The following is a 25185-nucleotide window of genomic DNA, read 5'->3' on the forward strand; positions in this document are numbered from 1 at the left end:
AATGTCGCCGATGCCAGAACAGAATTCCCTGCCGTTCCCCGACGCGCCGCCGCCACCGTCGCCCGAACCCGCCCCGGAACCCACGCCGCCGCTGGATCCGTTGCTGGCGCCTCCGCGTCCACCTGCACGGCCGGTCAAGCGCTCGCTGTGGGCCGCGCTGATGAGCAAGCTGGCCGATCCCTGGCTGACGCCCAGCATCGAACCGGAAGACCCGCGCCAGTACGTCGACGCGCGGCCGGTCTGCTACGTGCTGGAGGATTACGGCTTGTCCAACGCGCTGATCCTGGACCGCGCCTGCCGCGATGCCGGCATGCCTTCGCCGCTGTCGCCGCTGCCGGGCGACCCGCTGGGGCGCAAGCGCGCCTATGTGGCCCTGTCACGACGCAACGCGGGTCCCTCGCCGCTCGGCGTGCTGAAGGCGCCGGAGCCGCGCAGCAGCAAGACCCACTCCGGGTCGCTGGCGCGCCTGTTGCAGGCCCACCGCGCCAATCCCGAGCTGGACGTGCAACTGGTGCCCGTGTCGATCTTCGTCGGCCGCTCGCCGGACAAGGCCAGCGGCTGGTTCTCGGTGCTGTTCTCGGAAAACTGGGCCATCGTCGGCCGCTTCCGCCGGCTTCTGGCGATCCTGTTGAACGGCCGCGACACCATCGTGCGTTTCGCCGCGCCGGTCTCGATTCGCGACAGCATTGCCGAGGACCTGCCGCCCGAACGCACCGTGCGCAAACTCTCGCGGGTGCTGCGCACCCACTTCCATCGCATCCGCGAAGCGGTGATCGGCCCGGACCTGTCGACGCGCCGCCTGCTGGTGGACCAGGTGCTGGCCGCCGAACCGGTGCGCGAGGCGATCGCCTCGCAGGCCAGGCGCGACAACATCAAGCCCGAGGACGCGTGGAAGAAAGCCCACGCCTATGCCTGGGAAGTGGCTGCGGATTACTCGGCCCCGGCGGTGCGCTCGGCCAGCTTCCTGCTGAGCCACGTCTGGAACCGCATCTTCGACGGCATGCTGGTCCACCACCTGGACAAGTTCAAGGAAGCCGCGCCCGGTCACGAAGTGGTCTACGTGCCCTGCCATCGCAGCCACATGGATTACCTGGTGCTGTCGTACCTGCTGTACGAACGCGGCATCGTGCCACCGCACATTGCCGCCGGCATCAACCTCAACCTGCCGGTGGTCGGCACCCTGCTGCGCAAGGGGGGCGCCTTCTTCATGCGCCGCAGCTTCCGCGGCAATCCGCTGTACTCGGCGGTGTTCACCGAGTACGTGGCGCAACTGGTGTCCGGCGGCTATTCGCTGGAATACTTCATCGAGGGCGGGCGCTCGCGTACCGGCCGCCTGCTGCAGCCCAAGGGCGGCATGATCACCATGACGGTGCGCGCGTTCCTGCGCCAGCCCAAGCGCCCGGTGCTGTTCCAGCCGGTCTACATCGGCTACGAGAAGCTGCTGGAAGGCACCAGCTACCTGGACGAACTCAGCGGCCGCCCCAAGGAAAAGGAATCGATCTGGGAGGTGCTGTGGAGCATCCCCAAGGTGCTGCGGCAGAACTACGGCCAGGTGGTGGTGAATTTCGGCGAAGTCATTTCGCTTTCCGACATGCTGGCCAGGCACGCACCCGAATGGGACGGCGAGGCCCTGGGCGAGGAAGAAAAGCCGGCCTGGCTGTCCGACACCGTCGATGCGCTGGCCGAGCAGATCAACGTGCGCATCAACGCCGCCGCCGACGTCAACCCGATCAACCTGCTGGCCCTGGCCCTGCTGTCCACGCCCAAGCACGCGATGGGCGAGGCCGACCTCATCGCGCAGATCGAGCTGTGCAAGACGCTGCTGTCGGAAATGCCGTATTCGGACCGGGTCACCATCACCCCGCACACGCCCGAACGCATCATCGCCCACGGCGTGGAGATCAACGTCCTGCAGCGCATCCAGCATCCGCTGGGCGACGTGCTGGACGTGGTCAGTGAAGACACCGCGGTGCTGATGAGCTACTACCGCAACAACGTGCTGCACCTGTTCACCGCCGCGGCGTGGATCGCCTGCTGCTTCCAGAGCAACCGGCGCATGGCGCGCGGACGGGTGATCAAGCTGGGCCGCTCGCTGTACCCGTTCCTGCAGGCGGAACTGTTCCTGCCCTGGACCGAGGACGAGTTCGCCGAACGCATCGACCGGACCATCGAGGTCTTCGTGCGCGAAGGCCTGCTGGAACAGGTCAACGAGGACGCCGGCGGCATCCTGCAGCGCAACGCAGGCCAGACCGACGAAGTGTTCCGCCTGCGCGCCATCGGCCACTCCCTGCAGCAGGCGTTCGAGCGCTACTACATCGCCATTTCGGTGCTGGTGAAGAACGGCCCCGGCGTGCTGGGCACCGCGGAACTGGAAAGCCTGTGCCAGCAGGCGGCGCAGCGCCTGAGCCTGCTGTACGCACCGGCCGCCCCGGAGTTCTTCGACAAGGCGCTGTTCCGCGGCTTCATCCAGAAGCTGCGCGAGCTGAAACTGGTATGGCCCGACCAGAACAGCAAGCTGGTGTTCGACGAGCGCCTGGATGCCTGGGCCAAGGACGCCAAGGTCATCCTCGGCCGCGAGCTGCGCCACACCATCGAGCGCGTGAGTCCGGAAGCGGCAAGGCCCGAGGTCGAGCCCACGTCGCAGGACTGATCCTCAGATCGCGCTGTTCTCCGGGAAGGCGCGCATCAGCCAGCCACTGGCGGCATGGCCGGCGGCAGCATTGCTAACCAGGCCGTACAACGGCGAGGCGCACTCCTGCAGCAGCAGCGCGTCGTCGACCACCAGGACCATGCGCAGCAAGGCCACACCGCTCGGCAACACCGCTGGAGGCAGGTACTCGCGGAAGCCGTAGTGCTCGAACACGCTATGCAGGAAGGGCTCGCAGGCGAGCAGGCAGAACTGGATTCCATTCTCGCTCGCGTGCCGGTACATCTCCTCCATCAGCGCGTCGACCACCGCCTTGACACGCTGGTCGGCCTGCACCGCAAAACGCGTGCACGCCGCCACCCGCTCAGGCGGCCAGGCTTCGGCGAAGCGGTCGATCTCGAACAGGCGGCCGTACTCGACCTGCACCGCCGGGCTTGCGAAGTCATGCAAGCGCAACGTGGCCGCGGCCTGCAGGCCGGCCTCGACCACCACCACGGTGCCGCTGGCATCCAGGCCGTCGGCGATGCGCCGGCTGCGACGCTGGTCATCGCGCCCCTGCTCCTGGAAGTACACCTCGCGGCGCAGACGCTGCACGTCGCCCAGGGACTCGCCCGGGTAGATGCGTCGGGCCCGCAACGATGCCCCCGGCTCGCGCCAGTCCGCGCGCGGCACGCCGCGAACACCCCCCTCGGGAGCGACGGTCGGTACCGGCGTGTGCACAGCGTGCTCGTTCACCTGGATCCTGCAGAGCGGGAATGCGCATTGGGTCACGCAAACATCGCGCCAATGCAGGTCCAGGCTTGAAGACAGGGGGTCCGGCCGCTCGCAGACCGGACCGGACCGTACTCAGGAGTGACGCATCGCGTCAGAAAGCAACGGCATGCGTGAACTGCATGCGCGGGCCGGGCCGGTGTCAGCCCGTGGTTGCGGAACCTAGGCCGGCTCGTCGGGAATCAGCGCGCTTTCCAGCCGCGAGATGCAGTCCTTCAACCACAACTTGCGCTTCTTCAGGCGCTTGATCGCTATCTCGTCGCCCTGGATGTCGGCGACCAGCCGGTCGATCTCGGCGTCGAGGTTGCGGTGCTCGAGCTTCAGCTCGGACACGCGGCGGGTTATCTCGGAAAGGCTGAGGGATTCCACCGGTCCAGCCTACACCGGCGCTGGCGTCGACGTCACCGCAGCCGTGGCCTGGCGCGGGTCGGAGCGCGGCGGGCGGCGGGTACAATGGCCGCTCGCATGAACAACGCATCGGCACAACCGCTTCTGGCACCCCGCTTCCCCCACCCAGGTTCCGTTCGCGCCGCTGGCGCAGGCGGCGACGGCCTGCGTCGCCTGGTCGGCCAGGCCATCGCCGACTACGGAATGATCGAGGACGGCGACAAGGTCATGGTCTGCCTGTCCGGCGGCAAGGACAGCTACACCTTGCTGGACCTGCTGCTGCAGCTGCAGAAGAAGGCGCCGGTGGATTTCGAGTTGGTGGCCGTGCACCTGGACCAGAAGCAGCCGGGCTACGACGCCACCGTCCTGCCCGGGTACCTGAAGTCGCTGGGCGTGCCGTTCCAGATCATCGAGCAGGACACCTACTCGGTGGTCAGCCGGGTGATCCCCGAAGGCCGCACCATGTGTTCGCTGTGTTCGCGGCTGCGGCGCGGGGCGCTGTACGCACATGCCGCAAGGCATGGCTTCAGCAAGATCGCACTGGGCCATCACCGTGACGACATGGTGGCCACCTTCTTCCTCAACCTGTTCTTCCACGCCAAGCTCAGCGGCATGCCACCCAAGCTGTTGAGCGACGATGGCCGGCATGTGGTGATCCGGCCCCTGGCCTATGCCAGCGAAGCGGACATCGCCACGCACGCCGAGGCCATGGCCTTCCCGATCATTCCCTGCGACCTGTGCGGCTCGCAGGACAACCTGCAGCGCAGGCAGGTGCAGAACATGATGGCGGCGTGGGAAGCCGCGACGCCCGGCCGCATCGACCAGATCGCGCGCGCGCTGGCCCGGGTGGAACCTTCGCAGCTGGCCGATCCGAAGCTGTTCGATTTCCTGGGGTTGTCCTCGAAACAGGACCCCGATCATCCGGCTGCCGGCGCATCACCGCACGCCTAGCTGGACCCGCAGCCACCCAGGCTGACCGCGCCGAGTAGTCCTTTTCTTTCCCCCTTTTTCCATTCCCCTTTCACCACCGGATTCCTGATGTTCTTTCGCAACCTGACTTTCTTCCGCTTCCCCACCACCCTCGATTTCTCCCAGCTCGACAGCCTGCTTGCCGAAGTGCCGCTCAAGCCGGTGGGTGCGCTTGAACTTTCCTCGCGCGGTTTCGTGTCGCCGTTCGGGCGCGATTCCGAGGAAATCTCGCATCGCGTCGCCGAATCCATCTGGCTGACCCTGGGCAGCGAGGATCGCCTGCTGCCGTCGTCGGTGGTCAACGACCTGCTGGGCAAGAAGCTGGCCGAGATCGAACAGAAGGAAGGCCGCAAGCCCGGTGGGCGCACGCGCAAGCGGATCAAGGAAGACCTGGTGCACGAGCTGCTGCCGCGCGCCTTCGTCAAGCCCTCGCGCACCGACGCCCTGCTCGACCTGGAGCACGGTTTCATCGCCGTGGACAGTTCCTCGCGCAAGGGCGCCGAGAACCTGGTCTCCGAGATCCGCCATGCGATGGGCAGTTTCCCGGCCCTGCCGTTGAATGCAGAAGTGGCGCCGCGCTCGATCCTGACCGGCTGGATCGCCGGCGAGCCTCTGCCCGAGGGCCTGGCCCTGGGCGAGGAATGCGAGATGAAGGACGCGATGGAAGGCGGCGCCGTGGTCAAGTGCCAGAACCAGGACCTGCAGGGCGACGAAATCGCCAAGCACCTGGAATCGGGTAAGCAGGTCACCAAGCTGGCCCTGACCCTGGATGACCATCTGTCGTTCGTGCTCGGCGAGGACCTGATCGTGCGCAAGCTCAAGTTCCTCGATGGCGCGGTCGACCAGCTGGAAAACACCGAACGCGAGGACCTGCGTGCCGAACTGGACGCGCGCTTCGCGTTGATGAGTGGCGAAGTAAAGCGGCTGTTCGTGGTGCTCGAAAGCGCGCTGAAGCTGAGCAAGGCCGAAGCCTGAGTTCGCGACGGCATCAAGTCCGGGGCCTTGCCACCATGGCCAGCCAGGTGCCGGACCCTGACGCCGGGTTTGAACTGGCCGGCAGCCAAGGGCCTGGATGCTGATTTTGCGAACGCCTGCCATCCCAATAGCCGCGGGCAACGGCGCAGCGCACCGAGCGCCTGGCCGCCCCCGACCACAGCGAGCCTTCGCTTGCTGTCCCTGCACGGTATTCAGGGCAATCCTCCCTGTGGGCCACGCGCCGGGGCACATGCTCGCGGCAGTGGACTGCGACGACCGGGCGCGACGGGTCGTATAGTCGGTGCATGCCGGTCAGATGGCTGGTCTGCGGCTTGGTCGAAACCACCCCAACCAGGAAGGAATCCACATGAAAATGCTCAAGCTCGCAATGCTGGCACTGTCCCTCGCACCGCCCCTGGCCCTGGCCCAATCTGTTTCCGCAAGCGAATCCTTGCGGGTGCCCGGAATAATGACCCCCAGCGGCCAACGCTTCGCCAGCACCTGCACCGACGCTGCCTTTGCCCAAGCGGCTGATTCAGCCAGATTGGCGCGTCGCTGCCAGACCCTGCTGGCGCACTGGCGCGGTGAAGCCGAACTGGCGCTCGTCCGGCGCGACAACCCCCGCGTTCGCGCTGTTGCCATTCTCGTACCCGACAGCAACGCGCTCCTGCCGTTCGACACGGTCGCCGCGCTGCGCACGATGCCGTTGCAGATGAGCTCCGGCAGGTAGTTCGATGCACCGCGGCGGCACAGGGCCAACGGGCTCCGCTGCCCGGTAATGCCAGCGCCGCCGCGCCCCCTGCCCGCGGCGGGCGTTTTCACAGGCAATGGCCGCATACTTGCGGCATGTCGTTGCGCCGTCTTCTGCTCAAGCCCTCGCCTTCCATCGAGCGCGATACCGTGCTGGTACAACTGCCCGACCAGCAACTGGAAGTCCAGCGTGTGCGCGACCCACGCGCCAAGCGCATCAAGCTGAGCGTGGACGAACGGGGTGCGCGCCTGACCCTGCCGCTGCGCGCCAGCCTGGTCTCGGGCGATCGCTTCCTGCACGAACACCGCCAGTGGCTGGCACTGCAACTGGACAAGTACGCCGGCGACGACAACGCGGCGGTGCTGGCGCGCAACGTGACGTCAGAGCTGCCGCTGCGCGGCGCCACGCTTCCGCTGGCCTGGCACGAGGGCCGCTATTCACGGCTGACCCGCGATGAGCACGGCCTGCATTTCCATCTGCCGGGCCGGGCCAGCGACGCCACCCTGCAGCGCACGCTGAGGGAGTTCTACGAGGCCGAAGCACGCGCCGATATCGGCCGCTGGCTGCCCCGCTACCTGCCTGGCCTGCCGCGCGGCCCGGCCCGGCTGCGCTTGAAGGTGATGTCCTCGCAATGGGGCTCGCTGAGCCCCGATGGCTCGCTGGCGCTGGATCTGGCGCTGGTACTGGGGCGTCCGTCGGCGTTCGAGTACGTGCTGGTCCACGAGCTGTGCCACCTGATCCATGCCAACCACTCGCCGCGGTTCTGGCACGAGGTGGAAGCGCGCTTTCCCGAATGGCGCGATGAGCGGGAATATTTCCATGCCCACGGTCGCGGCCTCAAGGCGAGCCTGCGCGCCCTGCTGGCGACTCCATCCCGGTAGACGCCAGCTTCGGTCTCCGCTGCGCCTACAGGGGCGAGCGGATGAGCAAACATTGCATGCGAGACGGCGGCTGAGCGCCACCGGCCGGTCATCAGCGGTTGAGGAAATCGCCGATGGCCTGCGCTACTTCGGCCGGCTTTTCCATGTGCAGGTGATGGTTGCCCTGGATGACGAAGAGTTCGCCATCGGGCAGCAACGCTGCGCGGGCACGACGCAGCGGATCGGGCAGGTAGCTCTGCGCCGGGTCGGCGAAGACGACGCGCGCAGGGCATTCGATGCCCCGGACCAGGTCGGCGACCTGCTCTTCGGTCATGCGCTGCAGCGCCGGCAGGGTCAGGCGCGGGTCGCTGCTCCAGGCGTAGCCGCCCTCGACGGCAACCACCCCGCGCTCGACCAGCAGGCGGGCGCTGGCTTCGCTGAGCTGGTTGGCCTGCATGCGCGCACGGATGGGGGCGGCCAGGTCGGGGAACACGCGCAGCTTCTTGCCGGGCAGTGCGCGCATGTCGGCCACGCTTTGGCGCAGGCGCAAGGCGGTGCGCCCGGGTGTTTCGGCCAGCGCGCCCAGTGCCTCGATCGCGACTAGGCGCCGGACACGCTGCGGCAGCGAGGCGGCCAGGATGCTGCCGATGCCCGCGCCCATCGAATGGCCCAGCACCGCGAAGCTTTCCCAACCCAGGCCATCGACCACGTCGAGGATCGCGTTGAGGGTGACCGACAAGGTGTAGTCGGCGCCGGCGGCCAGGTGCGCGCTGCGGCCATGGCCGGGCAGGTCCAGCATCACCAGGTCCAGGCCGGGCAGCTCGGCGGCCAGCGGCGCGAAGCTGGCCGCGTTGTCCAGCCAGCCATGCAGGGCCAGCACCCGGGGTTGCCCCGGTGACCCGCTGCGCAGGGCGGCCAGGCGACCCAGCTGGACCTCGAAGCCGGTCTCGACCGGGATTGTCACCGGCGCGCTTCGGCGCGCTGGGCCAGCGCCACCAGCGCCTCGGCATGTTCCGGCGAATCGTTGAGACAGGGGATGTAGCGAAGCTCGCCGCCCTGTTCGGTGAACCCTTCGGCAAACTGCATCGCCACTTCTTCCAGCGTTTCCAAACAGTCCACCGCGAAACCGGGACACACCACGTCGACCCGGCGCAGGCCGCGCGTGGACAGGTGCTGCAGCATCGTATCGGTGGAAGGCAGCAGCCAGCGCTCCTTGCCGAAGCGCGACTGGTAGGTCAGCGTCCACTCGTCGGCGCCGAGCCCCAGGGCGGCGGTGATCGCCTTGACGCTGGCCTCGCAGCGCTGCGGATACGGGTCGCCGGCATCGGCGATGCGCTGCGGCAGGCCGTGGAAGGAAAACAGCAGGTGCTCGCCGCTGCCATGCCGCTGGCGCCAGCTGCGGATCGAATCGGCCACTGCGACCACCCAGCGCGCGTCCATGGAGTAGTCATCGACCATGGTCACCGGCATGGCACCGGACCCGCCCGGGAGTCCGCGCTGCAGTTCGAGTTCTCGATCCACTACGTCACGGATGGAAGCGGTGGTGGTGGTCGAATACTGCGGGTACAGCGGCAGCACCACCACGCGCTGGAATCCTTCTTCCCGCAGCCGTTTCAATTCCTCCTTCAACGCCGGCCGGCCATAACGCATGGCATGCACCACCCGCCACGCCGGCAGCCGCGCCTGCATGGCGGCGGCCAGCCGCTGCGTGTAGACCGCCAGCGGCGAACCTTCCGGCAACCACACGCTGGCGTACTTGCGCGCCGCCTTGGGGCCGCGCAGCGGCAGGATCACGAAATGCAGCAGCGGGCACCAGATCCAGCGGCTGAGCTGGACCACCCGGTGGTCGTGCAGGAACTCGGCCAGGTAACGGCGCACGGCCTTGGCCGTGGGCGCATCGGGGGTACCTAGATTGGCGACCACCAGTGCAATCCGTGGCGGGCTATCGGGGGCTTGGTGCATGTCCACATGATGACAGAAGGGCTGCGAGCCTCGTCCGCGGAACCCCACCTGCAATACTCATCATCGATTCACGTTTTCGCGACTAGGCTGAACTTTCAAGGTGTTAGCGTGCATTCCTTCCGCGACACCTTCTTTTCAAACCACCGCGACACCCGGAGTCCGCCATGCCTGTCCTGAATTGCTTTCCAGCGTCGCGCCTGTCGCGTCTGGCCGTCGTCCTGGCCGCCAGCACCTTCGCCAGCCATGCCATGGCCGGCCCCGTCGAGGACCAGCGCGCCACCAATGCGGTGCGCGTACTCACTGAAATCCAGCAGATCCCCGAACAGGGCATCCCCGACAAGCTGCTGGACGAAGGCAAGGCCGTGGTGGTCATCCCCGATACCCTCAAGGTCGGGCTGGTGGTCGGCGCCCGCCGCGGCCACGGCCTGATGTCGGTGAAGAACCGTGATGGCAGCTGGTCGCAGCCGGTGTTCGTGAAGCTCACTGGCGGCAGCATCGGATTCCAGGCCGGGGTGCAGTCTTCGGACGTGGTGCTGGTATTCCGCAACGACCGCAATCTTGAAAACATCGTCAACGGCAAGGTCACCCTGGGCGCCGATGCGGGCGTGGCCGCCGGTCCGGTCGGGCGCAATGCCTCGGCGTCCACCGATGGCCAGCTCAAGGCCGAGATCTGGTCGTGGTCGCGCGCCCGTGGCCTGTTCGCCGGCGTGGCCCTGGACGGCGCGGTGCTGCAGATCGACGATGACGCCAACGTGGCCGTGTACGGCAGCGCCGCCACCCCCCGGGCGATTTTCGAAAGCCGCGCCGAGCTGCCTTCCGACGCCGTGGTCGGCTTCCGCGACCAGCTGGAGGAAGCCACGGCCATCGCCCGCGCCGCGCGCAGCGACGGCACCACGGCCACAACGGACAAGCCGGCTGCGATCGCCGCGCCGGTGACCGTGACCGGCTCGTCGGCGGCCCAGGTGCAGCCAGTGGCCGGCGTGGAAACCCAGACCCAGGGTTTCCAGCCCATCGCCGATGGCGAGATCCGCAGCGAAGTGCTGGCCGAACCGGGTACGCCGTGACCGGGGCACGGGCCGCCGGCGCAGTCCGCCGGCCCGTCGCTGCGTTATCCTGAGCACCCTCATTTCATTGCGAGCACACCATGGGCGGTTTGAGCATCTGGCATTGGATCATCGTGCTGGTGGTGGTGTTGCTGGTCTTCGGCACCAAGCGCCTGCGCAACGCCGGGCAGGACCTGGGCGAGGCGGTGAAGGGTTTCAAGAAGGGCATGAAGGACGACGACAAGCCCGGCCAGCTGGGCGACGACTCGCGCAGCGACGAAACCCCCAGCGAGTCCCGGGACCGCGACCGCGACGCGCGTTGATACCGGGGGCATAACCCGGCCATGTTCGGCATCAGCAGCGGCGAGCTTTTCTTCATCGCCCTCATCGCCTTGATCGTGCTCGGTCCCGAGCGCCTGCCCAAGGCCACGCGCCTGGCCGGCATGTGGGTGCGCCGGGCGCGTACCCAGTGGCATACGGTGAAGGACGAGCTGGAACGCGAACTGGCCGCCGAGGAACTCAAGCGCAGCCTGCAGGATGCACAGACGGCGCTGCGCGATACCGAGCAGAAGATCCGCGACAGCGGCCACGAGGCCCGCCGCGAGTTCGAACAGATGCGTGCTTCGGTGCAGGACGGGCCTGAAGCGGCCGCCGGTCCGGCAGTGGCCGGTCCTGCAAGCGAGGCGCAGGCCGCCCAAGCATCGCCGGAGGGCATGCAACCGACACAGGACCCGGGCGATGAACCGCGCAACGCCTGACTCCGAGGCCGAATCCAGCCTGCTCAGCCACCTGATCGAGCTGCGCTCGCGCTTGATGCGCGGGCTGGCGGGCGTATTCGTGGTGTTGCTGGCACTGCTTCCCTTCACCAGCAGGCTCTACAACTGGATCGCCGAGCCACTGATCGGGCGCCTGCCCGCCGGGCAGACCATGATCGCCACCGATCCGGCCGGCGGCTTCATCGCGCCGGTGAAGCTGGCGCTGTTCGCGGCGATCTTCGTGGCGGCACCGTGGTTGCTGTACCAGGCCTGGGCCTTCGTCGCACCGGGGCTGTACCAGCGCGAGAAGAAACTGGCGCTGCCGATGCTGGCCTCGGCGGTGACGCTGTTCTATTCGGGCTGCGCCTTCGCCTACTTCGTGGTGCTGCCGTCGCTGTTCAAGTTCGTCATCAACTTCACCCCCGATGTCATCGCGGTGACGCCGGACGCCAGCGCCTACCTGGATTTCGTGCTGGTGATCTTCCTGGCCTTCGGCGCCAGCTTCGAGCTGCCGGTGGCGCTGGTGATCCTGGTGTTGCTGGGCTGGGTGACGCCAGCGCAGCTGAAGGAAGCGCGTGGCTACGCGCTGGTCGGCATCTTCGTGCTGGCGGCCATCATCACCCCGCCCGACGTGGTCTCCCAGCTGCTGCTGGCGATCCCGATGTACCTGCTGTACGAGGCCGGCATCATCGCTTCGAAATGGGTCAGACCGCGCGAAGCCGAATGACCGCGTAGACCCGAGCTTGCCCGGCGCAACGAAAAAAGATGCGGTCAGGCCTCGAAGTGGGTGGCCATCGCGGACGGATCCACCGTAGCGCCGCTGCCCAGCATCTGCCGCCACGCATAGAAGACGGCTCCGGCCATGACCGGCATCAGCACGGCCATCAGCAGCAGGTTGGACACCCACATGGCCGCCATCGGCCCGGCCAGCAGCTGCACCACCATGGCCAGCAACTGGATGCCGATGCTCAGCGCGAACAGGGTGATCAGCAGCAGCAGGTAGAACACGGCCATTGCCAGCAGGTTGTGCGCGCAGGCGCGGAAACTGTTGCGCATGGCGGTGAGCCCGCCGTTGCCGCCAAAGACGATGTCCGGCACCGCCACGAACGTGATCAGGCTCACCACGATCACCGCGGCAAACAGCATCAGCACCCACAGCAGCAGGCGTCCGACCGGCAGGGCCTGCACCAGCGCCGGATCGGGCTGGCCGCCGGACTGCGCGGTTTCCTGCAGCTTGGCCATCACCTCGGCCAGGTGCTGCAGCTCGCCGGGGCCTACCATCACGATCAGCAGCAGGCCCAGCAGCAAGGCGGCCGCCAGCTGGGGCAGCAAGGTGGCCAGCAGGCCGGGGATCTTGTCGCCATGCAAGGCATGCAGCAGGTGCGAAGGCAACGCCGGCCTGCCTTCATCGACCTCGTGCACCGCCCACAGCAACCCGGCGAACAACAACGGACCGACCAGCGCCAGCCCCAGCTGCAGCAACAGCCCCAGGGTCACGTTCAAGGCCATGGCCTGCACGGCCACCATCGACAGCAATCCCCAGATCGCCCCCAGCAGAGCCAGCGCCAGCGGCGCCTTGCGAAGCAGCGCAAACGCGCCCAGCAGCCATTCCGCGCCGGCACCCGCCGGCACTTTGTTGATCGTCGACATCCAGGGTTTTTCCGATGGTCTTGGTGAAAGGTGGGTGCGGCTGCGTCCCGACGCAGCCCTTATAGATCAGCGCGCGTGCAGGCCGCGTGCGTGCTTGACGAAGCGCCGCAACAGTTTGCGCGCCTGCGGCGCCGCCGTCACCTCGCGCGCGATGCTGGCGGGACAACGGCCGGCCTGTTTCAACTCTTCGCCGCGGAAAGCGACGTAGCCACGCATGTGGTGGGTGGCGAATTCGGGATGGAACTGCACGCCCCAGGCCCGGTCGCGCCAACGGAAGGCATGGCAATCGTCCTGCCCGGATTTCGCCAGCACGGTGGCGCCGTCCGGTGGACGCAGCACCGTCTGCACGTGGGTGGCATGGGCGGGAAAGCTCAGTGGCATGCCCGCGAACAGCGGGTCTTCGTGCGCCGGCGGATGCAGGTCGATGTTGACCGTGCCCGACTCGCGACCGGCCGGGTTGTAGGCCACCTCGCCGCCCAGCGCGTGGGCCAGCAGCTGGTGCCCGTAGCAGATGCCCAGCAGCGACATGCCGTCGTGGGCCGCATCGCGCAGCCAGTCGGCGCTGCGTTCGCTCCATTCGGCCTTGTCTGTGACCATCGCCGCCGAGCCGGTGACGATGACGCCGGCGAAGCCCTCGCGCCGCGGCAGCGCGTCGCCCTGTTCCACGTTCACCACTACCGCCTCGCTGGCTTCCAGGCCGGCGGCCACGCGAATCCAGTGCGGGAAGCGCCCATACCTTCGCAGACGCAGTGCCGGCTGGCCGGTTTCGACGATCAGGAACGGGGCTTGGTGGAAGGTCTTCACTACGGGAAATGGAGGCCGGTCAGTGGCTTGCGCCCTTATACTAGCCCGCTTTTCCGCAGTGCAATAAATGCCGATGACCGGACCCACCTTCCAGGCCTTGATCCAGACCCTCAATGCCTATTGGGCAGCGCAGGGCTGCGTGCTGATCCAGCCGCTCGACATCGAGGTAGGCGCCGGCACCTTCCACCCGGCAACCTTCCTGCGCGCGCTGGGCCCGGAGCCGTGGAGCGCCGCCTACGTGCAGCCCTGCCGCCGCCCCACCGACGGCCGCTATGGGGAGAACCCCAACCGCCTGCAGCATTACTACCAGTACCAGGTGGTGATGAAACCCAATCCCGACAACATCCAGGAACTGTACCTGGAATCGCTGAAGGCCCTGGGCATCGACCCACGCGTGCACGACCTGCGCTTCGTCGAGGACAACTGGGAATCGCCGACGCTGGGTGCCTGGGGGCTGGGCTGGGAAGTCTGGTTGAACGGCATGGAAGTCACCCAGTTCACCTATTTCCAGCAGGCCGGCGGCCTGGAATGCCGCCCGGTGCTGGGCGAGATCACCTACGGCCTCGAGCGCCTGTGCATGTACCTGCAGAACGTGGACAACGTCTACGACCTGGTCTGGACCGATGGCCCGCAGGGTGTGGTGACCTACGGTGATGTCTACCACCAGAACGAAGTGGAGCAGAGCACCTACAACTTCGAGATCGCCGACGTGGCCGAGCTGCTGCATCGCTTCGACGCCTGCGAGGCCGAATCGCAGAAGCTGGTCGAGGCCGGCCTGCCGCTGCCCGCCTACGAGCAGGTATGCAAGGCCAGCCACTGCTTCAACCTGCTGGATGCGCGCCGCGCGATCTCGGTGACCGAACGCCAGCGCTACATCCTGCGCGTGCGCAAGCTGGCCCAGGCTGTGGCCGAGTCCTACCTGGCCCAGCGCGAGAAGCTGGGCTTCCCGGGCCTGCGCAACACCAGGCAGCTCCACAACAGGGATGTCGCCGCGTGATCCTCATCGGCATGTTCGATTCGCCTTACGTGCGGCGCGTCGCCATTGCCATGACCCTGCTCGGGCTGGAGTTCGAGCATCGCAACTGGTCGGTCGGCAAGGATTTCGACCGCATCCGCCAGTACAGCCCGATCGGCCGGGTGCCGGCACTGGTCCTGGACTCGGACGAAGTGCTGGCCGAGTCGGCGATGATCCTGGATTACCTGGACAGCCTGGTCGGCCCGCAGCGCGCGCTGTTGCCGGTCGAAGGCGCGGCGCGCCGGCAGGCGCTGCGCCTGATCGGCCTGGCCACCGGCGCGGCCGACAAGGGCATCATGGTCGTGATCGAGCGCGTGTTCCGGCCCGAGGAAAAACGCCATGCGCCATGGACCGATCGTTGCCTGGTGCAGCTGCGGGGCGCGTTGGCCGAGCTGGACAGACAATGCGCCGCGCGCCCTGGCCAGTGGCTGGTCGGCGAGGCGATGACGCTGGCTGACATCACCGTGGCCTGCGATGCGACTTACGTGGGCGAAGCGGTGCCGCTGGACCTTGCCGCATACCCCAGCCTGCAGGCGCACGTCGCACGCTGCGAAGCCTTGCCGGTGTTCCAGCGATTCCACATTCCGTTCGATCCGCCGACGGCCCCGCCGCCACCATGAAAGAACGCCTGACCCCGCAACACGCGCTGGCGATGCTGGCGCGCAATGCCGACAACCTGCCTTTCGTGGAGTTGTTCCAGCATGGCTCGCTGTCGGTGGAGATGTACCAGCCGCTGGGCCAGGACCTGCAGGCGCCACATACGCGCGACGAGGTCTACGTGGTGGCGTCAGGCAGCGGCGAGTTCGTCAACAATGGGCAGCGCAGGCCTTTCGAACCGGGCGAACTGCTGTTCGTGCCGGCCGGCGTCGAACACCGTTTCGAGAATTTCAGCGACGACTTCGCCGCCTGGGTGATCTTCTATGGTCCCGAGGGTGGCGAACAATCAAGAGCCCCTCTCCCATTGGGAGAGGGGTTGGGGTGAGGGTCCGGCGAAACCATCGGCATTCCAACCCCATTACCTCCGCCGCACCCTCATCCGCCCTGCGGGCACCTTCTCCCGAAGGGGAGAAGGGAAATAAACGAAGGCTCGAAACATGACTGATATGAAACCCCTACTGATCGAACTAGGCACCGAAGAACTCCCGGTCAAGGCCCTGCCCGGCCTGGCCCAGGCGTTCTTCGATGGCGTCATCGATGCGCTGCAGAAGCGCGGTATCGAATTCGATCGCGGCAACGCCAGGCCGCTGTACACGCCGCGCCGCCTGGCGGTGCTGCTGCCGGCGGTGGCGACCGAGCAGCCCGAGCAGAACTCGGAAGTGCTGGGGCCCTACCTCAACATCGCGCTGGATGCCGAAGGCCAGCCCACCCGGGCGCTGCAGGGTTTCGCGGCCAAGGCCGGCATCGACTGGGCGCAGCTGGAGCGTACGAGTGATGCCAAGGGCGAGCGCTTCGTGCACCGTTCCAGCAAAGCGGGCGCCCGCACCGCGGACCTGCTGGGCGAAATCGTGCGCGAGTCGCTGGCCGCCATGCCGATCCCCAAGCCGATGCGCTGGGGCAACCACGACCACGCCTTCGCCCGCCCGGTGCACTGGCTGGTAGTGCTGCTGGGCCAGGACGTGGTGGAGCTGGAGATCATGGGCGTGCGCAGCGACCGCATGAGCCGCGGCCATCGCTTCGAGCACGCCAAGCCGGTGTGGATCGGCACACCGGGCGACTACATCGACGCCCTGCGCGGCGCCCACGTGCTGGTGGATGCCGACGAGCGCCGCGCGCGCATCGAGCAGCAGGTGCAGGAAGCCGCAGGAAAGGCTGGCGGCGTGGCCCGCATCACCGAAGACAACCTGGAACAGGTCAACTGCCTGGTGGAATGGCCGTCGGCGGTGCTGTGCAGCTTCGAGCCTGAATTCCTGGCGGTGCCGCAGGAAGCGCTGGTCGCGACCATGGAGGCGAACCAGAAGTTCTTCCCGGTGCTGGGCGAAGGCGGCAGGTTGACCGAGCACTTCATCGGCATCGCCAACATCGAATCGCAGGACGTGCGTGAAGTCAGCAAGGGCTACGAGCGGGTGATCCGCCCGCGTTTCGCCGACGCCAAGTTCTTCTTCGACGAAGACCTGAAGCAGGGGCTGGTGTCGATGGGCGAGGGCCTGAAGACCGTCACCTACCAGGCCAAGCTGGGCTCGGTCGCTGACAAGGTCGCGCGCGTGGCGGCGCTGGCAGAAACGATCGCGAAGGAAATTGGCGTGGACCCGGCCCTGGCCCGGCGCGCGGCGGAGCTGTCGAAGAACGACCTGCAGTCGCGCATGGTCAACGAGTTTCCGGAACTGCAGGGCATCGCTGGCCGGCACTACGCGGTTGCCGCGGGTGAAGGGAACGAGATTGCGCTGGCGATCGATGAGTCCTACCAGCCACGCTTCGCCGGTGACGACATCGCGTTGTCGCCGGTGGGCAAGGTGCTGGCGATTGCGGAGCGGCTGGATACGCTGGCCGGCGGGTTTGCGGCCGGGCTGAAGCCGACTGGCAACAAGGATCCGTTTGCTTTGCGTCGTAATGCCTTGGGCTTGGCGCGGACGGTCATTGAGAGCGGGTTCAATCTGGACTTCTGGGGCTTGCTTCGCGATGCGGTAGTCGAATCCGCAGGTGCTGTTTCACTAACTGAACTCGGCAAGAAAGTGGCCGCCGCTGAATCAGCCAAAGGGCAAGGCGCTGAGATCCCAACTGCCCAGTTCTCCACTCGCAGCATCGACATTTCTCAGGTCGATGAAATCTATGATTTTGTGTTGGACCGCCTCCGCGGCTACTACGCCGACAAGGGCGCGCCCGCCTCGCACTTCAATGCGGTCGCCGAGCTGCGTCCGCATTCGCTCTACGACTTCGACACCCGCCTCGACGCCATCGGCCAGTTCGCCACGTTGCCCGAGGCCGAGGCCCTGGCCGCAGCCAACAAGCGCATCAACAACATCCTGAAAAAGGCTGACGTGGCAATCCCGCACGCCATCGACCGCGGCCTGCTCAACGATCCGGCCGAGAGCGCGCTGGCCGAAGCCGTGGAAGCGGCCATCGGCGACACCGACGAAGCCCTGCACCGCCACGACTACATCAGCGTGCTCAGCCGCCTGGCGTTGCTGCGCCCGCAGGTCGATGCCTTCTTCGACAGCGTGATGGTGAACGTGGACGACGTGGCCGTGCGTGGCAATCGCCTGGCGCTGCTCAAGCGACTGGCCGATCGCTTCCGCGCCGTGGCCGCGATCGAGCACCTCTCCAGCTGAGGTGCAGTCGCTGGCGTTGTAGGAGCGACGCAAGTCGCGAAGCTGACAATGCCAACACCTCGCGCCTGCCGTGCGATCGCAATAGCGCTCGCCTGAGGGGTTAAGAGTTTCGCGACTTGCGTCGCTCCTACAAGGACATGGCTGCCGAGGGCACCTATGGCCGTATTGCGCGATTGCAGGTCACGCGCCTTTAACCCGGCCCAGGCCACGCCCGGTATCCTGTGCGCATGCGCTTATCCCCCCTGCTCGCCGCCGCCCTGTTCACCCTCACCGGCACGGCGCACGCAGCTTCCACCATCGACAAGGTGGAGATCCGCGGCTTGAACGCGGACAACGAAGTCGAAGCGCTGATGATCGAGAACATCAACGTGGCGCTGTCGCTGAACGACGTGGTCGGCCGGCGCCAGGGCGAGTCGCGGCTGGAGTACCTGATGACCGAGGCCAAGGCCGAGGCGCGCGAGGCGATGGAGCCGTTCGGCTACTACTCGCCGGAGATCAGCGTGGAGGCTGCGCGGCCCGGTGGCGAGGACGAACGCATCACCGTGGTGGTCAGCGTCGACAAGGGCGAGCCGGTGCGGGTGCGCCGATCGGACCTGAGCATCGAAGGTGCCGGCGGCAAGGATCGCTATCTCAAGGAAGACCTGGCTGCTTTCATCCCGCAGGTCGGCGACATCTTCGACCACACCACCTACGAAACCAGCAAGACCCGGATCGTGCGCAGGCTGGCCGAGCGCGGCTATTTCGATGCCGACTTCGTCAATCGCCGGGTCGAAGTCACCCGCGCCGAGCACGCCGCCGACATCGACCTGACCTGGGCCAGCGGCATCCGCTACGACATGGGGCCGACCACTTTCCACCAGACCTATTTCCGCCAGGGCCTGCTGGACAAGCTGGTGTACTGGGAACAAGGCAGCTATTTCCACCAGGGCAAGCTTGATCGCCTGCGCCAGTCGCTGGCCGGGCTGGACTACTTCTCCAGCATCGACATCCAGGCCAAGCCCGAGGACGCGGTGGATGGCCAGGTACCCGTCGACGTGACCCTGGCCCTGGCCAAGCGCGACGTCTACACCATGGGCGTGAGCTATGGCACCGAGAGCGGCGCCGGCGTGCGCCTGGGACTGGAGCGGCGCTACGTGAATTCGCGCGGCCACAAGCTCTCCACCCAGCTGGACTACGCCCAGAAGCGCAAGAACCTGGTCACCCAGTACCGCATTCCCGCGTTCAAATGGCTGGACGGCTGGTACACGGTGCTGGCCCAGGGCTATGACGAGCAGACCGACTACATCGACACCCGCCTGCTCAAGCTCAGCGTGGCACGCAGTGGCGAAATCAATGAATACCTGACCGCCAACGCCTCGCTCAACGCGGTGCGCGAACGCTGGGCCTATTCCCTGCCCGACGATGGCAGCGGCGTGGTGGTGCCGGTGGACTACCGCTATGCCACCTTTACCTATCCCGAGTTGTCGGCAAGCTACGTGGACGTGGACAACCGCACCTTCCCGCGGCGCGGCATCGCCAGCACCATGACCCTGCGCGGTGGCCTGGAAGGCGCCGGTTCGGACGCCAACTTCGCCCAGGTGCACCTGGAGGCGCGCTGGTTCAAGGGCATCGGCGCCAGCGACCGTTTCATCGCGCGCGGCGAGCTGGGCCATACCTTCACCGATGCCCTCAACGCCATGCCGCCGAGCCTGCGCTATTACGCCGGCGGCGACCGCAGCATCCGCGGCTACCAGTACCGTGAAGTCGGGCCGCGCGTGGACACCGGCGAAGGCAAGTTTTCGGTCGGCGCCAAGAACGTGCTGACCGCCAGCGCCGAGTACGAGCATTACTTCAACGGCAGCTGGGGCGGCGCGGTGTTCGTCGACAGTGGCAGCGCCTTCGATAGCGGCAATGACCTGCAGTGGCGCACCGGCGTGGGCGTGGGCCTGCGCTGGAAATCGCCGGTGGGCGCGGTGCGCGTCGACCTGGCGCGCGGGCTCGATGCTCCGGATTCCTCCTTCACCATCGGCCTGGGCATCGGAGCGGAATTCTGATGGCCCGACGTCGCCGCCCGCAAGTTGCCGACGACCTGTCGCCCGAGGAGCGCGACGCGCGCATCGCCGAATTGCGTGCGCAGCGGCGCGCGCGCATGCGCGTGCTGGCCATACGCAGCGGCATCGCCTCGACTGCCTTGCTGGTGCTGCTGGCCGTGGCGCTGTACTGGCTGGTGCAGACGGTGGCCGGGCGCGACGTACTGCTCAACCAGATCATCGCGCGGCTGCCGGCGGGTTCTTCCTTTACCTGGACAAAAGCCGAAGGCCCGCTGGCCGGACCGTTGACGCTGCATGGCGTGGATTTCCGCTACGGCAAGATCCACTTCACCGCCGAACGCGTGTACCTGGACCCCGACCTGCGTCCGCTGCTGGGCAAGCGCCTGCGCCTGGATGCGTTGCACCTGACCCATGCGACGCTGGACATCCCCAGGAGTGACGAACCCTTCAAGCTGCCCACCTGGCCCGAGCTGCTGCCGCAGATCGGGATGCCGCTGGCGATCCAGGCCGACACGCTGGAAATCGACGGCCTGCGCATTACCCAGAGCACCCAGCCGCTGATCGACATCGCGCGCGCGCGCGGTGGACTGGATATCGGCAACGGCTATTTCAAGGCCCAGCAGCTGGCCATCGACAGCGACCGTGGCCGCCTGCACCTGCACGGTAGCTACGAGCCCAACGATGGCTACGCCACCAACCTGGTGGTGACGGCGGTATTTCCCGCTGCGCTGGGACGCACGCCGGCGCGGCTTGGGCTGGTGGCACGCGGCAACCGCCAGCGCATGGACATGGGCCTGGCCGGCAATGCGCCCGCGCCCGTGCGCATCACCTTGGGCGTGCGCGGAGAAGAGAACCCGACCTGGAGCTTCAGCGGCCAGACCGAATCACTGGACCTTGCCGTGCTGGGGCTGGTGGAAGAGTCCATGCCGCTGGCCTTCGACCTGAAGGCGCGCGGCGCCGGTGGCGTGGCCGACCTGCAGGGACGCGTGCAGCAAGGCGGGTTCGTTGCCGTACTGGAACCTTCGAAAATTCGCATCGCCGACGAAGTGCTGAGCGTCGAGCCGCTGGCGGTGCGCGCCTTCGACGGGCTGACCACATTGCGCGGGCGCGCCGACTTCAAGGATCCGGAGAACCCGCTGTTCAAGTTCTCCGCCAATGCGCGCGGCCTGCGCTGGGGCGGCACCGCGAGCGGTCCCGGCCAAGCGGTCGAAGGCGAGGTTGTCGCCAATGCGGACCTGGGTTTTGCCGGGCAGATGAAGGACTGGGCGGCCATCGGCAAGGCCACGCTGGTGCGCGAGCAGCAGACGGCGAAGGTCGATTTCGATGGCCGCGGCAATGCCGACCAGCTGGTCCTGAACAAGCTGCTGGCGAGCATGCCGACCGGCACGCTGGATGCGACCGGCGTGGTGGGCTGGGAGCCGCGACTGCGCTGGGACCTGGGCGCGAAACTGGTCGGCTTCGACCCCGGCTATTTCCTGCCCGACTGGAAAGGCAACGTGTCCGGCGACCTGGCCAGCAAGGGGCAGGCGCGCGAGACCGGCGGCTACGACGCGAGCCTGGACGTGCCCCGCATCGGCGGCAGCCTGCGCGGACGCAAACTCGACGGGCGTGGAAAATTCGCCTTGCGCGGCAACGAGGGCGAGGGCGAGCTGGCGCTTGCACTGGGCAACAGCCGCGTCGATGCCAAAGGCAAGGTCGGCGATACCCTGGACATCGATGCCAACCTGCAGCCGCTGCAGCTGGATGACCTGTTGCCGGACGCCAGCGGACGCATTGCCGGCACGCTCAGGCTGACCGGCAAGCGCAATGCACCGAACGTGGCCGCGGACCTGTCCGGCAGCGGCCTGAAGTGGAGCGGTTATGCCGCCGACACGCTCAGCGTGCGCGGATCGCTGCCCTGGCAGGGCGGCAATGGCGCACTGGCAATCCGTGGTTCTGGTGTGGATGTGGGCATGCTCCTGGACAGCGTGCGCGTGGAGGCACGCGGCGCGGTGGAAAACCTGCAGTTCGACGGCGACGCGGGCAACAGCATGGGGTCGGTCTCACTCGCCGGCACCGCGCTCAAGCGCGGCGCCAACTGGCAGGGCAGCCTGGATGCCCTGCAGCTGACTCCTTCCAAAGGCAGCAGCTGGCGCCTGCAGCAGGCGGCGCGCTTTGCCCAGAATGGCGCCGCATTTACCCTGACCCCGGCCTGCCTGGCCGCCAGTGGCGGCGGCGCGCTTTGCGCACAGGCCAACTGGCCGAAACAAGGGCTGCAGCTGCATGCCGACGCGTTGCCGCTGACCCTGGTGCAACCGTGGCTGCCGCCGGCCAATGGACGCCCGCTGACCCTGCGCGGGGCGATCAAGCTGGATGCGTTCGTCAAGCCGGCCGGCAAGGCCTGGCTGGGCGAAGTGCACCTGTCCTCGCTGGAGGGCGGGCTGAAGCTGGGAACCAACGCGCGTGGCGAGATCGTGCGCTACGACAACTTCACCCTGGACGCCGAGTTCAACCCGCAGACCATCAAGGGACGCCTGGGCACCGGCTTCAAGGGTGACGGCTATGTCGATGCCACCATCGCCACCGGCTGGGACAGCTTCGCGCCGCTGAAGGGCGACATCTATTTCAACAATTCGCGGCTGTTCTGGCTGGAGCTGTTCTCGCCCGACCTGGTGCGCCCGACCGGTGACCTGCGCGGGCATGTCGGCCTGGCCGGCACGCGTGGCACCCCGGCGCTGACGGGCGACGCGCAGCTGACCCAGTTCAAGGGCGAACTGCCTTCGCTGGGCATCACCCTGACCGACGGCACGGTCAATCTGAATGCGCAGGCCGATGGCAGCGCCACCATCAACGGCACGCTGAAGTCGGTGTCTTCCACCGGCGGCACCGCCAACGGCGGCACCCTGGCCGTGGACGGCACCCTGGACTGGAAAGTGGAAGGCGCGCCGCTGCAGTTCAACGTGCGCGGTCAGGATTTCCTGATCGCCGATACCGCCGACCTGCATGCGGTGGCCTCACCGAACCTGCGCGTGGCCTTTGCCAACAACACCATCCAGGTGCGTGGCGAAGTGGTGGTGCCGGAAGCGACCATCGACGTGGAAAAACTCGATGACGGCGTGTCGGTGTCCGAGGATGTGGTGGTGCTGGACCCGGTGGATCCCGAACGCGTGCCCGGCTCGCGGCTGGACCTGGACATGGCCATCACCCTGGGCGATGCGGTGCAATTGAACGGCTACGGGCTGGACGGCAAGCTGGCCGGAACCCTCAACGTGCGTTCGCGCGTGGGCCGCGAGATGGTGGCGACCGGGCGCCTGGACGTGGATGGACGCTACACCGCCTACGGGCAGAAGCTGCTGATCACCCGCGGCGAGCTGCTCTGGAGCAATACCGTGGTTTCCGACCCGCGCATCAACATCCGCGCCGAGCGTGAAGTGGTCAGCGCCGGCGTCACCGCCGGCATCGATGTCAGCGGGCGCGCCAGCAGTCCCAAGGCCACCATCTGGTCGAACCCGGCCATGGAAGAATCGGCGGCGCTGGCCTACCTGGTGCTCGGTCGCTCGCTCAACACCGCCAGCACCGATGAAAGCCAGAAGATCAACGCGGCCTCGTCGGCCCTGACCGCCGGTGCGGGCCTGCTGGCCTCGCAGCTCGGCGCGAAGATCGGCCTAGACGATGCCGGCGTGCTCGAATCGCGCACGCTGGGGGGCTCGGTATTCGGCGTGGGCAAGTACCTGTCGCCGAAACTCTACGTGAGCTACGGCGTGTCGATGGTCGGCAGCGGTTCTGCGCTGACCCTGAAATACCTGCTGCGCAAGGGCTTCGACGTGGAGATCGAATCGAGCACGGTGGAAACGCGTGGCTCGGTGAACTGGCGCAAGGAAAAATAAGCGGCGACGGGCGGGGGCAAGGTTTCTTCAACAAGCCAATTCATGCGCGAGTCGCGAAACCTCGCGATGGATCATTGCAGCGAGCCAGGCAAGGCTTGCGGGCGCGTTGCAGCCGCGGCGGCCGCAACGCGCGCACCACGCAAGACCGGCTTGCCCTCCACCACATCGGTCCACACCACGTAGCCGACGCCCTTGAGAACGACCATCTGCGGAAATCCGGTAGCGCGTCCGCGCCCCTGCAGGCGGGCAATGCGCACGCGCTGGAGTTCCTTGCCCAGGTCGGCGCGATAACGCGCCAGCCACAGCGACTGCCCCGCCGCATCCTCGCGCGTCCAGTTAACCCAGGCCTCGCCTGCGGTGGCAGCAACGCCGACCCGTCCCTGCACCGGCATGCCGCTGTCCAGTTCCAGCGGCGCGGTGAACGAGTCGCCTGCGTCGGAGGAATGCGCCAGCCTCACCTTTGGCACCTCGCCTGCGGCGGTGTACCACGCCACCCATGCGTCGTTGCCCCGGGCCGCGAGCGCCGGACCGTTGACCGGACAGGCCGGCATTTTCCAGCGATCGTCGTGGACCTTGCGCGGCAGGCTCCAAGCGCCGCTGTCGAAGCGGGTGCCGACGATGTCGCGGATTTCATCGCCGTCGCGGTCGCGATAGGCCAGCAACGGGCCACGCGCGGTGATGGCCGCGGCGGTCTGGCAGCAATCGCAGGTGCGTGGATCGAGTTCGGTTTCCGCCGACTTTTCCAGCGCCGCGTCGAAGTGCGCCACGCGCAGCGTCATCGCCCCGCCGCCCTGTCCATCATGCGCCCCGTGTTCGCCTGCAGCCGTGCTACGACCGTCCAGCCAGGCGATGCCGAGGGTGTCGCGTGATTGCGACCACAGGGAAACGAAACCATGTTCGGTCGGCGTGCCATCGCCGTTGACGGTGACCGGCTGCGACCACGTGGTGCCGCCATCGCCCGACCGCGACAGCACCACGTCATAGGCGTACTTGGCGCTGGCCGATTGCCGCAACCATTGCGCCCACAGCGCGCCGTCAGCGGTAGCCAGCACATGTGGCGTATCGGCCCAGTTGACGAACCAGTCCTGGCCGCGCGCGATCACCTGCGGCGCGCTCCAGGCGTTGTCGTTGAAGGCGGCGAACTTCAGCGCATGGCCACCAGTCTTGCCGGCCTCGATCCACGACAGCAGCAGGCGGCCATCGACGCCCGTCACCGCCGGAGCGAGCACCAGGTCGGGTTGCGCGGCAGTGGCGACGACAGGAAGCGCCCAGTCACTCACCACATACGCTGCTTCGGCCGCCGCCGTGGCGGTCGCCGAAGCGGTGGCCGGCGGTGTCGATGCGGGCTGGCTGCAGGCGGCCAGAATCAATATGAACAACAGTGGGAATGGGCGCATGGCCTCAGGATAACGCCAGTTGTCAACGCCTTACATC

At 67.2% G+C, this 25185-nt stretch carries 21 protein-coding genes and 1 pseudogene; 15 read left to right on the forward strand and 7 right to left on the reverse strand.

Annotated elements, in window-relative coordinates; translation table 11 throughout:
- The first annotated feature begins 10 nt into the window (after window positions 1-10).
- Window positions 11-2650: a glycerol-3-phosphate 1-O-acyltransferase PlsB gene (gene plsB / locus DT603_RS11415; protein WP_162350018.1), complete on the forward strand. Its 2640-nt coding sequence runs from the start codon at window positions 11-13 to the stop codon at window positions 2648-2650.
- Window positions 2651-2653: 3 nt separating this feature from the next.
- On the opposite strand, the gene DT603_RS11420 is transcribed toward plsB, so the two are convergent.
- Together DT603_RS11420 and DT603_RS11425 are read right to left on the reverse strand one after the other, a co-directional pair.
- The gene (locus DT603_RS11420; protein WP_162350019.1) at window positions 2654-3382 is read right to left on the reverse strand and encodes an N-acyl amino acid synthase FeeM domain-containing protein; all 729 of its coding nucleotides are present in this window, start codon (window positions 3380-3382) and stop codon (window positions 2654-2656) included.
- Between the two features lie 198 nt (window positions 3383-3580).
- Window positions 3581-3787 (reverse strand): DUF465 domain-containing protein, encoded by a 207-nt coding sequence (locus tag DT603_RS11425; RefSeq protein ID WP_162350020.1) that lies wholly within the window; start codon window positions 3785-3787, stop codon window positions 3581-3583.
- A 96-nt stretch (window positions 3788-3883) separates the two neighbouring features.
- Here DT603_RS11425 and ttcA point away from each other — a divergent pair, with 96 nt between their 5' ends.
- From ttcA to DT603_RS11445, 4 genes are all read left to right on the forward strand, one after another.
- On the forward strand, window positions 3884-4756 hold the full coding sequence (ttcA, locus tag DT603_RS11430) for a tRNA 2-thiocytidine(32) synthetase TtcA (protein ID WP_162350021.1): 873 nt from the start codon (window positions 3884-3886) through the stop codon (window positions 4754-4756).
- 87 nt (window positions 4757-4843) lie between these two features.
- Entirely contained in the window at window positions 4844-5749 is a 906-nt protein-coding gene (locus tag DT603_RS11435) for a recombination-associated protein RdgC (protein WP_162350022.1), read from the forward strand.
- Window positions 5750-6065: 316 nt separating this feature from the next.
- Window positions 6066-6479 (forward strand): hypothetical protein, encoded by a 414-nt coding sequence (locus DT603_RS11440; RefSeq protein ID WP_162350023.1) that lies wholly within the window; start codon window positions 6066-6068, stop codon window positions 6477-6479.
- Window positions 6480-6595: 116 nt separating this feature from the next.
- Window positions 6596-7381, forward strand: a complete 786-nt coding sequence (locus tag DT603_RS11445; protein ID WP_162350024.1) for a YgjP family zinc-dependent metalloprotease — start codon at window positions 6596-6598, stop codon at window positions 7379-7381.
- Window positions 7382-7472: 91 nt separating this feature from the next.
- Here the strand turns inward: DT603_RS11445 and DT603_RS11450 are convergent, their stop codons facing one another.
- Window positions 7473-8318: an alpha/beta fold hydrolase gene (locus DT603_RS11450; RefSeq protein WP_343037756.1), complete on the reverse strand. Its 846-nt coding sequence runs from the start codon at window positions 8316-8318 to the stop codon at window positions 7473-7475.
- Window positions 8319-8320: 2 nt separating this feature from the next.
- Window positions 8321-9322 carry a ferrochelatase gene (hemH, locus tag DT603_RS11455; RefSeq protein ID WP_162350025.1) on the reverse strand — a complete coding sequence of 334 codons (1002 nt, stop codon included), beginning with the start codon at window positions 9320-9322 and terminating at the stop codon, window positions 8321-8323.
- Between the two features lie 164 nt (window positions 9323-9486).
- Between hemH and DT603_RS11460 the strand changes: the two are divergent.
- The 4 genes and pseudogenes from DT603_RS11460 to tatC form a co-directional block, all read left to right on the forward strand.
- Window positions 9487-10206, forward strand: a pseudogene (locus DT603_RS11460) (lipid-binding SYLF domain-containing protein); the annotation flags it as partial.
- A 260-nt stretch (window positions 10207-10466) separates the two neighbouring features.
- Window positions 10467-10688, forward strand: a complete 222-nt coding sequence (gene tatA / locus DT603_RS11465; protein ID WP_162350027.1) for a Sec-independent protein translocase subunit TatA — start codon at window positions 10467-10469, stop codon at window positions 10686-10688.
- A gap of 21 nt (window positions 10689-10709) precedes the next feature.
- The gene (gene tatB / locus DT603_RS11470; RefSeq protein WP_162350028.1) at window positions 10710-11123 is read left to right on the forward strand and encodes a Sec-independent protein translocase protein TatB; all 414 of its coding nucleotides are present in this window, start codon (window positions 10710-10712) and stop codon (window positions 11121-11123) included.
- The gene (tatC, locus tag DT603_RS11475; protein ID WP_162350029.1) at window positions 11104-11847 is read left to right on the forward strand and encodes a twin-arginine translocase subunit TatC; all 744 of its coding nucleotides are present in this window, start codon (window positions 11104-11106) and stop codon (window positions 11845-11847) included. The genes tatB and tatC overlap by 20 nt, the downstream gene beginning before the upstream one ends.
- Before the next feature lie 44 nt (window positions 11848-11891).
- On the opposite strand, the gene DT603_RS11480 is transcribed toward tatC, so the two are convergent.
- Together DT603_RS11480 and DT603_RS11485 are read right to left on the reverse strand one after the other, a co-directional pair.
- Complete coding sequence (locus DT603_RS11480; protein WP_162350030.1) at window positions 11892-12770, reverse strand: BPSS1780 family membrane protein; 879 nt, start codon at window positions 12768-12770, stop codon at window positions 11892-11894.
- Window positions 12771-12836: 66 nt separating this feature from the next.
- Window positions 12837-13574, reverse strand: coding sequence for a glutamine amidotransferase (locus tag DT603_RS11485; RefSeq protein ID WP_162350031.1), 738 nt, complete (start codon window positions 13572-13574; stop codon window positions 12837-12839).
- A gap of 73 nt (window positions 13575-13647) precedes the next feature.
- On the opposite strand from DT603_RS11485, the gene glyQ reads away from it, so the two are divergent.
- The 6 genes from glyQ (at window position 13648) to DT603_RS11515 (ending at window position 23751) form a co-directional block, all read left to right on the forward strand.
- Window positions 13648-14571, forward strand: coding sequence for a glycine--tRNA ligase subunit alpha (gene glyQ, locus DT603_RS11490; RefSeq protein WP_162350032.1), 924 nt, complete (start codon window positions 13648-13650; stop codon window positions 14569-14571).
- Window positions 14572-14582: 11 nt separating this feature from the next.
- Window positions 14583-15209: a glutathione S-transferase family protein gene (locus tag DT603_RS11495; protein WP_211368407.1), complete on the forward strand. Its 627-nt coding sequence runs from the start codon at window positions 14583-14585 to the stop codon at window positions 15207-15209.
- On the forward strand, window positions 15206-15571 hold the full coding sequence (locus DT603_RS11500; protein WP_162350034.1) for a cupin domain-containing protein: 366 nt from the start codon (window positions 15206-15208) through the stop codon (window positions 15569-15571). The genes DT603_RS11495 and DT603_RS11500 overlap by 4 nt, the downstream gene beginning before the upstream one ends.
- Window positions 15572-15683: 112 nt before the next feature.
- A complete protein-coding gene (glyS, locus tag DT603_RS11505) occupies window positions 15684-17855 on the forward strand; it encodes a glycine--tRNA ligase subunit beta (protein ID WP_162350035.1) in 2172 nt (723 codons plus the stop codon).
- A 227-nt stretch (window positions 17856-18082) separates the two neighbouring features.
- Entirely contained in the window at window positions 18083-19888 is a 1806-nt protein-coding gene (locus DT603_RS11510) for an autotransporter assembly complex protein TamA (RefSeq protein WP_162350036.1), read from the forward strand.
- Window positions 19888-23751 (forward strand): translocation/assembly module TamB domain-containing protein, encoded by a 3864-nt coding sequence (locus DT603_RS11515; RefSeq protein ID WP_162350037.1) that lies wholly within the window; start codon window positions 19888-19890, stop codon window positions 23749-23751. The genes DT603_RS11510 and DT603_RS11515 overlap by 1 nt, the downstream gene beginning before the upstream one ends.
- Before the next feature lie 71 nt (window positions 23752-23822).
- Here DT603_RS11515 and DT603_RS11520 read toward each other — a convergent pair whose 3' ends face one another.
- Complete coding sequence (locus tag DT603_RS11520; protein WP_162350038.1) at window positions 23823-25148, reverse strand: sialidase family protein; 1326 nt, start codon at window positions 25146-25148, stop codon at window positions 23823-23825.
- Window positions 25149-25185 lie beyond the last annotated feature (37 nt).

The organism is Pseudoxanthomonas gei (assembly GCF_010119615.1).
In the GTDB taxonomy this organism is placed as follows: domain Bacteria; phylum Pseudomonadota; class Gammaproteobacteria; order Xanthomonadales; family Xanthomonadaceae; genus Pseudoxanthomonas_A; species Pseudoxanthomonas_A gei.